Genomic DNA, 12,861 nt, shown 5'->3' with positions numbered 1-12,861 from the left:
GGTGTTGTCAGAAGGAATTTGGTTGAGCCGGGCAGGGCGGTCTCGTAGCTTCCCGCCATGCCAAAACGCGACCCATTCAAGTATTTTCACAGCAGCCCGGAAGTCATCCGCTTGGCGGTCATGATGTACGTCCGTTTCCCGCTCTCGCTGCGGAACGTCGAGGGGTGGTGTCATAGGGAATCCAGTTGAGGCGGGCAGGGCGGTCTCGTAGCTTCCCGCCATGTCAAAACGCGACCCATTCAAGTATTTTCACAGCGGCCCGGAAGTCATCCGGTTGGCGGTCATGATGTACGTCCGCTTCCCGCTCTCACTGCGGAATGTCGAGGACCTGCTGCACGAACGTGGAATCGACGTCAGCCACGAAACGATCCGGTTCTGGTGGAACAGGTTCGCCCGATGTTCGCGTCTGAAATCAGACGACGGCGGGCGGAAAGATTGCGGTCCGGGCGGCAATGGCGGTGGCATGTCGACGAGGTTTTCGTGAAGATCAACGGCGAGCGCCACTACATGTGGCGGGCAGTAGATCACGAAGGCGAAGTGTTGGAGGCCGTCGTCACGAAACGCCAGAACAAGCGAGTCACCCTGAAATTCCTCAGAAAATTGATGAAACGCTACGGTCGGCCGGAAGTTCTGGTGACGGATCGCCTCCCGTCATATCGCGCGGCGCTGCGGGAAATTGGAGCTGTCGAGCTTCAGCGCACAGGCCGTTGGTTGAACAATCGGGTCGAGAATTCGCACCTGCCATTTCGACGACGAGAACGGGCAATGCAGCGCTTTCGGCGCATGCGAAGTCTACAGACATTCGCCGCCGTTCACTCCTCCGTCTCAAACCATTTCAACCAGGAGCGCCACCTCTACACCCGGGCAAACTTCAAGCTGATCCGCAACGCCGCTCTCGCCGAGTGGTGCGGCCTCTGCGCCGAAAACGGCGTAGCGATCCTGCTCTTGGTGAGACGGGTTAGAACTAGTCTGACACCACCTCTGCGGTCGCACGAACAGACCGTTTCATCATGTCAGCCAATTCTGGTCTGCAAGATCCACAATTGGTACCCGCTTGCAACGCAGCTCCGATTTCCTCTACCGACGATACGGCGCCCGACTGGATCGCGTCCAGAATGGTTTTCATCCCAACGCCGAAACACGCGCAGATGATCGGGCCCGCGTCCCTCTTGCCGCGCGTGGCGAGGCCGCTGAGAACTTGCCCGGGTTCTTCATCCAATAGCGAGGCGATGTGGTCGCGCATGAGTGCAACCGGTGTTCGTGCGATGAATAGCGCAGCCTTCACCTGTCCACTGATGGAAAAGGCCAAACGGAACGTGCCGCGCGCTGCGTCCACAGAGGAAATCATCTCGGCCTCGGGCAAGTTGAACCACCTGCGCGCCGTCAGTTCCCAGTCGCCCACCGACGCACATCCCGCCAGTTCCGTGCGAAAGCCTTTGGCCGTAACTGACGTCGCCCAATAGTCCGCGTCGCACTGAATTGGGTCGATAGAAACGGCAAACCCGTACCAATCTGCCTGAAGCCTCTGCACGTCGACTTTCGCGGCCTTGCTCTCAGGCTGGCCCGAGATCGGGTCAGTGATTGCCGGAACAAGTGCGTCGATCCGCGCGGCCGAGGCGCATTCGCCGGCCCAATGGATCGGAGCAAACACCTGTCCTGATCCGACCGTATCCGTAATTCGCGCCCTTAAGACCGCTCGCCCAGTCGGATTTGATACTTTCACCAGATCAGCCGGTCTCAGGCCCAGGCGTTCGGCATCCGTGGGGTGAATTTCCAGGAAGGGTTCTGCCAGGTGGCCCGACAGGCGCGGCGACAGGCCCGACCGGGTCATCGTGTGCCATTGATCGCGAATACGCCCCGTGTTCAGGACAAACGGATAGCCCCGCGTCGGGCTTGCAGCCGGCCGGCGATGCGTCACGGGTACGAACCGGGCCTTGCCGTCCGCGTGGAAGAACCGCCCGTCGCCGAAAAATCGACCGTCCGAGGCCGACCCGTTGACCGGCCACCGGGTCGGCGGCAGCGTGGCATATTCGTCATCGGACAGGGTGGCCAGGCCGGATATGTCGAAATCCTTGCCCAATGCGGCCGCAAGCGCGGACAGGCGCGCATGTTCGCGGAAGATCTGCGCCTCGGACCGGTAGCGAAACGCGGGGCCGAATCCCATCCTGCGCCCGACCTCGGACAGGATCTGCCAATCGGGTCTGGCCTGACCGGGGGGTGGCAGAACCGCGCGCTGGCGACTGATGGTCCGGTCCGAGTTGGTGACGGTGCCGTCCTTTTCCGCCCAACCGGTGGCGGGCAGCAGGACATGCGCCAGGCGGGCGGTGTCGGTCTGCCGGGTGATGTCGCTGACCACGACAAAGGGGCATCGGGTGATGGCGCGGCGCACGCGGTCGGCATCGGGCATGGTCGCGGCCGGGTTGGTGTGGATGATCCAAAGCGCCTTGATCCGGCCCGCCTCGACCGCGCGGAACATGTCGACGGCCTTCAGGCCCGCGCGCTCGGGCATTTTCGGCGCTTGCCAGAACTGTTGCACGGCGGTCCGGTGATCGGGGTCTTCGATGTCCAGATGGCAGGCCAGCGTATTGGCCAGCCCGCCCACTTCGCGCCCGCCCATTGCATTGGGCTGGCCGGTCACGGAAAACGGCCCCATGCCCGGATGCCCGATGCGGCCCGTGGCCAGATGGCAGTTGAGAATGGCGTTCACCTTGTCGGTGCCGCAAGAGGATTGGTTTACCCCCTGGCTGAACACCGTGACGACCCGCCGGGTCTTGATCCACAGGTCGCAAAAGGCGTCGATTTCCGCCTCGGTCAGGCCCGTGGTTGCCGGGTCATCCCGCCGGGCGGCGTGCAGGGCGTCGGCAAAGCCCTCGGTCCGGGTCAGGAAATCGGGTTGCACATGGCCGTCCTGATGGATCCGCGTCAGAAGGCGGTTGAACAGGGCTACGTCGCTGCCCGGGTTCAGCGCCAGATGCAGATCGGCCTGATCGCAGCTGGCGGTGCGGCGCGGGTCGATCACCACGATCCGGGTGCCGCGCGCCTGCCGTGCCGCCAGAACGCGCTGGTACAGAACCGGGTGGCACCACGCCAGGTTCGACCCGACCAGCACCACCAGATCGGCCTGATCCAGATCCTCGTAGGTGCCGGGCACGGTGTCGGTGCCAAAGGCCCGCTTGTGCCCGGCCACGGTCGATGCCATGCACAGCCGCGAATTGGTGTCGATATTGGCCGATCCAATGAAGCCCTTCATCAGCTTGTTGGCCACGTAGTAATCCTCGGTCAGCAACTGCCCCGAGACATAGAAGGCCACGCTGTCGGGACCATGCGTCGCGACCGTTTCGCGGAACCGGTCGGCCACCAGTTGCAGCGCGTCGTCCCAGCCCACGTCCCGGCCAAAGGCGCGCGGGGTCAGCAGGCGGTGCTCCAGCCCGACCGTTTCACCCAGCGCGGTGCCCTTGGAACACAACCGTCCGAAATTCGCCGGGTGGTCCGGGTCGCCCCGCACGGTCAGACCGCCCGCCCCGTCCGGGCGCAGCAGCACGCCGCAGCCCACGCCGCAATAGGCGCAGGTGGATCGCACCTCGGGCAGGTTCGAGCCGTCCATCAGGCGGCACTCCTCTCGGTGATGGCGCGGGCGTCCAGCAGGATGCGCCCATCCTCCAGACGAACCGGATAGGTGGTAATCCGGCCTTCATCCGCGCCTTGGGCCTCACCCGTATTCAGGTCGAACACCCAGTTGTGCAGCGGGCAGGTCACTGACTGGCCATGCACGATGCCTTCGGACAGGGGGCCGCCTTTGTGGGGGCAGGCATTGCTGGCCGCGAACAGTTCTGCCTCGGCCGTGCGGAAGATTGCGATGCAGCCAAGACGGGTTTTCACCAGACGCGCGCCACGCAGCGGCACGTCGTCGATATGTCCGATGTCGATCCAGCTCATTCCGCGGCCTCCAGGGTGAAATCTGCAATCGGGGCGTAGCTCGGCGCCTTGTCGCGCACATGCTCGGCCCAGGGGTCCTTGCGATAGATGCTCTGCGACAGTTCGAACCGCTCGGCCAATGCCCGGCGGTTTTCGAGGTCGTCGACCACATTGGCCCTGACCCAGTCCATGCCGACCTTGGCCAGCCATTTGTACAACCGGTCCAGATACTTGCCGCCCTCGCGATAGGCCTGGGTGACGGCCATCACCACCTCGATCGCCTCGTCCTCGGTCGGGACCTGGCACAGCAGCTCGGTTTCCTTGACGTCCATCCCGGCCGCCCCGCCGATGCCGATCTGATAGCCCGAGTCCACGCAGACCACGCCGATATCCTTGCAGGTCGCCTCGGCACAGTTGCGGGGGCAGCCCGAGACCGCCAGCTTGAGCTTGTGCGGTGTCCACGATCCCCACAGGATCTTTTCCAGCTTGATGCCAAGGCCGGTGCTGTCCTGGGTTCCGAAGCGGCAGTGATCGGTGCCGACACAGGTTTTGACCGTGCGCAGACCCTTGGAATAGGCGTGCCCCGAGACCAGGCCGGCCCGGTTCAGATCGGCCCAGATGGCGGGCAGGTCCTCGCCCTTGACGCCCAGCAGGTCGATGCGCTGACCGCCGGTGACCTTGACGGTGGGCACGTCGTATTTCTCGGCCGCGTCGGCGATGGCGCGCAGCTCGGCCGGGTTGGTGATGCCGCCCCACATGCGGGGCACGACGCTGAAGGTGCCGTCCTTCTGGATGTTGGCGTGTTTGCGTTCGTTGACGAACCGGCTTTGCGGGTCGTCCTGGTATTCCAGCGGCCAGTCGGCCAGCAGGTAATAGTTGATCGCCGGCCGGCAGACATGGCAGCCATTGGGCGTTTTCCAGCCCAGCTCCTGCCAGACGGCGGCCTGGCTTTTCAACTCTTGCGCCTTGATCAGGCGGCGCACGTCCTCGTGGGTCAGGTCGGTGCACCCGCAGATCGGTTGCGCCGCCGGCATCTGGAACTCATCCCCAAGCGTGACCTGCAGGACCTGCTCGACCAGACCCGTGCACGTCCCGCAGGATGCGCTGGCCTTGGTGCTGGCGCGCACGGCAGCCAGATCGGTGGCCCCGGCGGCGATCGCCTCGACAATGGTGCCCTTGCATACGCCGTTGCAGCCGCAGATCTCCGCCTCAGGCGGCAATGCTGCAACGGCTGACAGAGGGTCCGCGGTGTCGCCCCCCTGATAGGCCGGGCCGAAGATCAGCGTGTCGCGCATCTCGTCGATGTCGGTGCCGTCCTTGATCAGGCCGAAGAACCAGCTGCCATCGGCGGTGTCGCCATACATGACCGCGCCGATCAGGCGGTCGTCTTCGATCACCAGCCGCTTGTAGACCCCGCGCGCCGGGTCGCGGAAAACGATGTCCTCGCGTCCTTCGCCCTCGGCGAAGTCTCCGGCGCTGAACAGGTCGCAGCCGGTGACCTTCAGCTTGGTGGCCAGTTCCTTGACCACGAAAGCGTCCGGCTGGCCCAGCAGGGTATTGGCCGCGACCTTGGCCTGATCGTAAAGCGGCGCAACCAGACCGAACAGGTGGCCGTCGAATTCGACGCATTCGCCCACGGCCAGCACATCGGGGTCCGAGCTCTGCATCTGCGCGTTCACCTCGATCCCGCGGGCCACGTCCAGCCCGGCATCGGTGGCCAGCCGGGTTTCGGGGCGGATGCCGACGGCCATCACCACCAGATCGGCGGGCAGGGTCTCGCCGCTTTCCAGCAGCACCGCCTCGGCGCGCCCTTCGCCCAGAATGGCCTTGGTCGAGGCCTGGGTCCGCACCGTGATCCCCCGCAGTTCCAGATCCTTGCGCAGCAGGTAGCCGGCGGCCTCGTCCAGCTGCCGTTCCATCAGGTGGCCCATCAGGTGCACCACGGTGACGGTCATGCCGCGCTCGGCCAGCCCCGCCGCGGCCTCGAGCCCCAGAAGCCCGCCGCCGATCACCACCGCGTTGCCACCCTTGGCGGCCGCGTCGATCATCGCGTTGGTATCGTCCAGATCGCGATAGGTGATGACGCCGGGCAGATCCTTGCCCGGAACCGGAATGATGAACGGGGCCGAGCCGGTGGCGATCAGCAGCTTGTCATAGGGCACATGACCGTTTTCGCCCTCGACCACCTTCATCTCGCGGTCGATCTTCACCACATGCTCGCCAAAGCGGCAGGCGATGCCCCGCTGCGCGTACCAGCCGCCGTCATGGGTGACGATGTCCTCATAGGTCTTCTCGCCCGACAGAACCGGGCTGAGCATGATGCGGTTGTAGTTTCCGCGCGGTTCGGCGTTGAACAGGGTGATGTCGAACGCATCCGGCGCGGTCTCGGTAAGATGTTCAAGCACGCGGCCCGACGCCATCCCGGCACCGATCACGACAAGTTTCTGTTTCATGGGTTCACTCCGCTGCAATGGCCTTGGGGGCGGGCGATTTCGGCTTGGCGCCGTGTTCGTATTCTTCGAGGAAATCCAGCACTTCCTGCCGGTAGGCGTAATAGTCGGGATGTTCGAGCAACGCCTTGCGGGTGCGCGGGCGGGGCAGGTCCACGCGGGTGATCTTGCCGATCGTGGCCTGCGGGCCGTTGGTCATCATCACCACCCGGTCGGCCAGCAGGATCGCCTCGTCCACGTCATGGGTGACGCAGATCGCGGTGACCTTGGTGCGCGACCAAACCTCCATCAGGACCTCCTGCAGCTCCCAGCGGGTCAGGCTGTCGAGCATCCCGAAGGGTTCATCCAGCAGCAGCAGCTTGGGGGACAGGGCAAAGGCGCGGGCGATGCCGACGCGCTGTTTCATACCGTTCGACATGTCGCTGGCCTGCTTGTCCATCGCATCGGCCAGACCGACGCGTTCCAGGTAATATTCCACCACGTCCTGCCGCTCGGCCTGGCTGGCGTTCGGGTAGACCTTGTCGACCCCGATCGCCACGTTCTCTTTCGCGGACAGCCACGGGAACAGGTTGGGCGACTGGAACACCACCGCGCGTTCAGGGTCGGCACCTTCGACGTGGCGGCCATCCAGCTTGATCGCGCCCTTGGAAATCTCGTTCAGCCCGGCTGCCATGGTCAGCACCGTGGATTTGCCACAGCCCGAATGGCCGATCAGCGAGATGAACTCGCCCTTGTCGATCTTCAGGTCGAAATCCTCGACCACGGTCAGCGGCCCCTTGGGCGTGGGATAGACCTTGTGCAGCTGCGAGAAATCCAGGAACCGGCTGTCGATCATGCCCTTCTGCGCCTCGGTCACGGCGGCGGGCACGCCGTGGATCGGCGTGACCTCGGGGAGGAGGCGGGTGCCTTCGACCTTGGCCTCAATCCCCACATCCATCAGGTATTTGGTGACCTCGGCGCGCAGGCGCTTGAAAGTTTCATCGGTGTTCATCACCGCCCGGTCGCGGGGGCGCGGGATCGAGACGCGGAACTCCTGCCCCAGCGTGCCGTCGGGGTTCAGGGCGATGATCCGGTCGGCCAGAATGATCGCCTCGTCCACGTCATTGGTGATCAGCACGCAGGTCTTGCGGTCGGCTTCCCAGATGCGCTCGATCTCGTCGGCCAGGTTGGCGCGGGTCAGCGCGTCCAGCGCCGACAGCGGCTCGTCCAGCAACAAGACCTCGGGGTTCATGGCCAGCGCCCGGGCCACGTTGACCCGCTGGCGCATCCCCCCCGACAATTCGGCCGGCCGGCGCGACGCCGCGTGGCTGAGGCCGACCATCTTGACGTAATGGGCCACTTTCGCGGCCTTTTCGGCCTTGGGTAGGCCCGGAAAGACCGTATCGACCGCCAGCCCGACATTGCCGCTGACGGTCAGCCACGGCATCAGCGAGTAGTTCTGAAAGATCACGCCGCGTTCCGGCCCCGGCCCCTTGATCGGCGCGCCCTTGAAGGTGACCTGCCCGCGGCTGGGCATGTCCAGCCCGGCCATCAGTTTGATCAGCGTGGTCTTGCCGGTGCCGGAAAAGCCCAGGATCACCAGGAACTCGCCCTCCTGTACCTGCAGGTCGATGCTATTCAGAACATCGGTGCGCCCGGTGCCTTCGCCGAAGGATTTCGAGACGTTTTCGAAGCTGAGGATGCTCATCACGCTCACCGGTTGTTGGTAAAGGTAAATAGGGACTGCAGCGCGTACATCACCCGGTCCAGCAGGAAGCCGATGATGCCGATGGTGAAGACCGCCACCATGATCCGGGCCAGCGAGCTGGACGAGCCGTTCTGGAACTCGTCCCAGACGAATTTGCCCAGGCCCGGGTTCTGCGCCAGCATCTCGGCTGCGATCAGGACCATCCAGCCCACGCCCAGCGACAGTCGCAGGCCGGTGAAGATCAGCGGCAGCGCCGAGGGCAACACCAGCTTGGTGATCTTGGTCCACGTGTTCATCTTCAGAACCTTGGACACGTTCACCAGATCCTTGTCGATCGAGGCCACGCCCAACGAGGTGTTGATCAGCGTGGGCCAGAGCGAACACAGCGTCACCGTGATGGCCGAAATCAGGAAGGATTTCGCGAACCAGCCGTCATTGGTGACATAGACGGCCGAGACGATCATCGTCACGATCGGCAGCCAGGCCAGCGGCGAGACCGGCTTGAACACCTGGATCAACGGGTTCAGGGCCGCGTTTGCGGTGGGCGACAGACCCGCCGCGATGCCCAGCGGCACAGCCACGACCGTGGCGATCAGGAACCCGAAGAACACGGTTTTGATCGAGGTCCAGATCTGCTGGTAGTAAGACGGCGCGCCGGTATAGGCGACCTGCTTGACCTCGTCCGCGCGGCCGGCCTCAATCAGCTTCTGGTTCCGCTTTTCGACCATCGCCTCGAACTTTGCGCGTTTGGCAGCCTTGGCCTGCGCGTCCTGATTCAGGTTGACCATTTCCTCCCAGACCTGCGCCGGGCCGGGTACCGCCCCAAGCGAGGTCTGCACCTTGGGCGCCAGCGTCGCCCACAGCAGCAAAAAGGCGCAGATCGACAGGATCGGCACGATCAGCAGCCGCCAGATCTCGGCCATCTGGGCGCGGGGATTGTCGCCGGCGGCGGCCTTCAGAACTGGGGTGGCCCAGCTGAGGCCCAGCACTTGGAACCATTTGTCGGCGGCGTTGATGCGGGTGAAAAGACGGGCGCGGCGCGCGTCCCGTGCGGCGTCTGCGTTGAATTCCGGGTCGACCGTTGTCATCTGATGCGTCCTTGCGATGGCGGGGCGTTTCAGGGGTCCTGCCCGACCGCAGCCGGGCAGGACGGTTCGGGGTCAGCCTTGGACTTCGGTCCCGACGACCTTCTGGTCGCCTTTCAGGCCGATCGGCAGGCTTTCGAGATAGGCGTTCGGTGCACGGCCATCGAAGGGAATGCCGTCGATGATGTCCTCGGCCGGGGTGGGCGCCTTGTAGCCGTCGCTGTCCCAGGGGAAGTCGGCCTCGTCCGCCAGGCCTTCCTCGACCAGCAGGCGCGCGGCCTGCAGATAGATCTCGGGCTTGTAGACCGACTTGGCGACCTCGTCATACCAGCTGTCCGGCTTGGCCTCGGGGATCTGCCCCCAGCGGCGCATCTGTGTCAGGTACCAGACCGCGTCGGAATAGAACGGATAGGTCGCGTTGTAGCGGAAGAACACGTTGAAATCGGGCACCTCGCGCTTGTCGCCCTTTTCGTATTCGAACGTGCCGGTCATCGAGTTGGCGATCACCTCGTAATCGGCCCCCACATATTCCGGGCGGCTGAGGATCTCGACCGCCTCGGGACGGTTGGCATTGTCGTTCTCGTCCAGCCACATCGCCGCACGGATCAGCGCCTTGGTCAAGGCCAAGGTGGTGTTCGGGTATTGCTCGGCGAATTCGGCGGTGATGCCGAATACCTTTTCAGGGTTGTTCTTCCACAGCTCGTAGTCGGTGATGACCGGAACGCCGATGCCCTTGAACACCGCCTGCTGGTTCCACGGCTCGCCCACGCAGTAGCCATGGATCGTGCCGGCCTCGAGCGTCGCGGGCATCTGCGGCGGCGGGGTGACCGACAGGAACACGTCCGCGCCGATCTGACCGGTCACGTTTTCAGGGCTGTAATAGCCCGGGTTCAGGCCCCCGGCGGCCAGCCAGTAGCGCAGCTCGTAATTATGGGTCGAAACCGGGAACACCATGCCCATGTTGAAGGGTTTGCCCTCGGCCTTGTACTTCTCGACCACCGGAGCCAGTGCCTCGGCGCTGATCGGATGCTGCGGGCGGCCATCGTCCAATACCGGGATGTTGGGTTTCATCTCCGCCCAGACCTCGTTGGATACCGTGATGCCGTTGCCGTTCAGGTCCATCGAGAAAGGCGTGATGATATGCGCCTCGGTTCCATAGCCGATGGTCGCTGCCAGCGGTTGACCCGCCAGCATATGCGCGCCGTCCAGTTGGCCGCCGATCACGCCGTCCAGCAGAACCTTCCAGTTGGCCTGCGCCTCGAGCGTCACGAACAGGCCTTCGTCCAGGAAATACCCCTGCTCATAGGCCACGGCCAGCGGCGCCATGTCGGTCAGCTTGATGAAGCCGAAGGTCAGTTCGTCCTTTTCCAGTTCCAGCATTTCGGCCAGCGCCGGCGCGGTCAGCGACGTGGTCATGGCCAGGCTCAGCATCAGTTTCTTCATCTCGGTCCCTTTCGTCCTGCGCCGATGCGCGGGTGACAGCCCGGCGCGAGTTCCGGGCAAACAAAAAAGCCGCCGACACGAACCGCCGGGAGGAGATGGCGGTCGGTCGAGCGGCTTTGCTCGTGCTGGGTGCCCGGTCCGTCGGGCGAATTCCTGCGGAGGGCTCCGTTGCCTTCCGACAGCCTCAGTAAGCCACGCCACCCCGGCGCGGTCACCTTGAATCGACGGAGACCCCCTGTTTTTTCTGCGTTGCGGCATCGAGAAATGCTGCGGTGCAAAAATTTTGTGCAGCGTTAGGTGTTGGGCTCAAAAATTCGTCCATCGAAAAACTGGTTGGGTGGCAGAATCAGGTTTCCCCGCTCGGTGGCAACAGCCGTTGGCTCGGCCAGGGCGCCTTCCACCTTCTCCGATGCCCCGGGCAGTTCGGCGCCCGTGCCTTGCAGCGCATTCCGATACAGATCGCTGCGAAAGACCCTTGCCGCCAATGCCTGAGCCATGTGCGGATCAAGCCCGTTTCGCAAAGCCATCTGGTGTGCGATCCATTTGGCCTGGCTGCGCCAGGGAAAAGAGGCAGCACCGCTGTGGAACTCGAGAAACTCGGGCACATGTCGCTGCTCGCCGCGCGACGAGATCAGGAACCGGCGCGCCAATGAGCGGTCGATCAGTTCAGCCGGGACATCAAGGTAGGACTTGCGCGACAACATCTCAGAGGTGGTCGCCCGGCTTTCCGCATTGCCCAGCCAGCGCCCGGCGCGCCAGACGGCCCGCATCAGCCTCCCCAGCAAGTGCGGTTCGGTGTCCGCCCATTCAGTGCGCACGGCCAGAACCTTCTCGGGTGAGCAGGACCAGATCGCATTTCCCGGCAGCAAAAGGGCGCCGGCCCGGTCGTCCACTGCAACAGACCCCCAAGGTTCGCCGACGCAGAAGGCATCGATTTCGCCCGCGACCAGTGCCTGAGCCATCAATGGAGGAGGAACCGTTCGGATCTCGACCGGCGTCGAGGCCAGGTCCGAGGCTGCGATCCAGTACCTCAACAGCTCGGCATGCATCGAGAACGGAAAGGGGACTCCGAAAACCAGACCGTCTTTCGCGGCGCGGGAAAGCGCGGACCCGGCGGCCTGGGCGTCGCTAAAGTCGAACCGATGACCCAAGGCGCGCAGGCGTTCTTCGAGAACACGGCTGATGCCGATCACGTTGCCGTTGAGCGACAGGACCGATACCGCGGACAATGGCGTAGACATGCCGCTTAGGCGCAGCGCCATCGCGATTGGTATGGGCGAGAGGAGATGCGCCGCATCCACGTGGCCAAAAGCCAACATGTCGCGCAGCGAAGACCACGACGGGGCGGCCCGGAGGTCCAGACACAGGCCTTCGGCCTCGTCAAAACCCAATTCGCGCGCCACGATCAAAGGTGCTGCATCCACCAAGGGCACATAGGCGACGGGCAGCGTGACGGTTCTCATGACAGCATCTCTGACGCTGTTACGAGCGCCTGCGCCACGTCGGCCACGCGGCGGTTCTGGTTCATCGCGGTCTTGCGAAGGATCGCATAGGCATCGTCCTCATCAATGCCCTTGGCTTTCATCAACAGTCCCTTGGCGCGGTCTATGACCTTTCGTTCCTCCAGTGCGCGGCGGGTTGCTTCCAGTTCGGTCCGCATCTGGCGCAGCATCTGGAAACGGGCGATCGCGGTTTCAATGACGGGCATCACGCGCTCGGGCTGAAGGCCATCGACGACATAGGCCGAGACCCCGGCCTCGACCGCCGCGCGGGCCAGCTTGCCGGCCGCGCCCGAAACGAACATGGCCACCGGGCGCTCCATCGGCCCCGACGCTACGGTCAGTTCTTCCAACATATCCCGCGAGGGGTTGTCTATGTCGATCAACACGACGTCCGGCGCATGCGCGGCGATCGTGCGCGCCAGTCCGGAAAAGTTGCCGATTACCGATACGTCAACGTCGCCCGCATCCTTCAACGCATCGACGATAGCTAGGGCTCGGTCTCGGTTCTGCTCGACGACGACAACAGATAGTGGCTGGCTCATGTCCCTTGTGCTGAGCTTTGCGGCGCCGATGTTCAACGCAGGGCCGTGCGGGTCAAAGAAATTCGGCCCCGTGTTGCTGAAATTTTCGGCAGATCAACAATGGATGCGTGGAAAGCAGGCGGATTCCTTGCTTGTTCAGGTGTTGTCAGAAGGAATTTGGTTGAGCCGGGCAGGGCGGTCTCGTAGCTTCCCGCCATGCCAAAACGCGACCCATTCAAGTATTTTCACAGCAGCCCG

9 protein-coding genes and 1 pseudogene are annotated in these 12,861 nt (G+C 63.9%); 2 read left to right on the top strand and 8 right to left on the bottom strand.

Annotation, left to right across the window (positions count from 1 at the left end; all coding sequences use genetic code 11):
• Positions 1–220: 220 nt before the first annotated feature.
• Positions 221–906: pseudogene (locus AVO45_RS07090) on the top strand (IS6 family transposase); the annotation flags it as partial.
• 58 nt (positions 907–964) lie between these two features.
• Here the strand turns inward: AVO45_RS07090 and AVO45_RS07085 are convergent.
• From AVO45_RS07085 to AVO45_RS07050, 8 genes are all read right to left on the bottom strand, one after another.
• Positions 965–3,604 (bottom strand): nitrate reductase, encoded by a 2,640-nt coding sequence (locus tag AVO45_RS07085; protein ID WP_068345394.1) that lies wholly within the window; start codon positions 3,602–3,604, stop codon positions 965–967.
• Positions 3,604–3,936, bottom strand: coding sequence for a nitrite reductase small subunit NirD (gene nirD, locus AVO45_RS07080; RefSeq protein ID WP_068345392.1), 333 nt, complete (start codon positions 3,934–3,936; stop codon positions 3,604–3,606). Before nirD ends, AVO45_RS07085 begins: the two co-directional genes overlap by 1 nt.
• Positions 3,933–6,368, bottom strand: a complete 2,436-nt coding sequence (gene nirB, locus AVO45_RS07075) for a nitrite reductase large subunit NirB (RefSeq protein WP_068345391.1) — start codon at positions 6,366–6,368, stop codon at positions 3,933–3,935. The genes nirD and nirB overlap by 4 nt, the downstream gene beginning before the upstream one ends.
• Positions 6,369–6,372: 4 nt before the next feature.
• The gene (locus tag AVO45_RS07070; RefSeq protein WP_068345383.1) at positions 6,373–8,052 is read right to left on the bottom strand and encodes an ABC transporter ATP-binding protein; all 1,680 of its coding nucleotides are present in this window, start codon (positions 8,050–8,052) and stop codon (positions 6,373–6,375) included.
• A gap of 5 nt (positions 8,053–8,057) precedes the next feature.
• Positions 8,058–9,140: an ABC transporter permease gene (locus AVO45_RS07065; RefSeq protein ID WP_068345377.1), complete on the bottom strand. Its 1,083-nt coding sequence runs from the start codon at positions 9,138–9,140 to the stop codon at positions 8,058–8,060.
• Between the two features lie 72 nt (positions 9,141–9,212).
• Positions 9,213–10,580 (bottom strand): CmpA/NrtA family ABC transporter substrate-binding protein, encoded by a 1,368-nt coding sequence (locus AVO45_RS07060; RefSeq protein ID WP_068345375.1) that lies wholly within the window; start codon positions 10,578–10,580, stop codon positions 9,213–9,215.
• Between the two features lie 293 nt (positions 10,581–10,873).
• Positions 10,874–12,043, bottom strand: coding sequence for a CmpA/NrtA family ABC transporter substrate-binding protein (locus AVO45_RS07055; protein ID WP_068345373.1), 1,170 nt, complete (start codon positions 12,041–12,043; stop codon positions 10,874–10,876).
• Positions 12,040–12,624 carry an ANTAR domain-containing response regulator gene (locus AVO45_RS07050; protein ID WP_068345371.1) on the bottom strand — a complete coding sequence of 195 codons (585 nt, stop codon included), beginning with the start codon at positions 12,622–12,624 and terminating at the stop codon, positions 12,040–12,042. The genes AVO45_RS07055 and AVO45_RS07050 overlap by 4 nt, the downstream gene beginning before the upstream one ends.
• Between AVO45_RS07050 and AVO45_RS19955 the strand changes: the two genes are divergently transcribed.
• On the top strand, positions 12,623–12,861 hold a 239-nt coding region (locus tag AVO45_RS19955), incomplete at its 3' end, for a hypothetical protein (protein ID WP_205627865.1). The two genes, AVO45_RS07050 and AVO45_RS19955, sit on opposite strands and share 2 nt — an antisense overlap.

Origin of the sequence: Ruegeria marisrubri (assembly GCF_001507595.1) — a bacterium.
GTDB classification, from domain to species: domain Bacteria; phylum Pseudomonadota; class Alphaproteobacteria; order Rhodobacterales; family Rhodobacteraceae; genus Ruegeria; species Ruegeria marisrubri.
The sequence above is the reverse complement of the archived record's forward strand: the minus strand, read 5'-3'. Positions and strand labels throughout refer to the sequence as shown.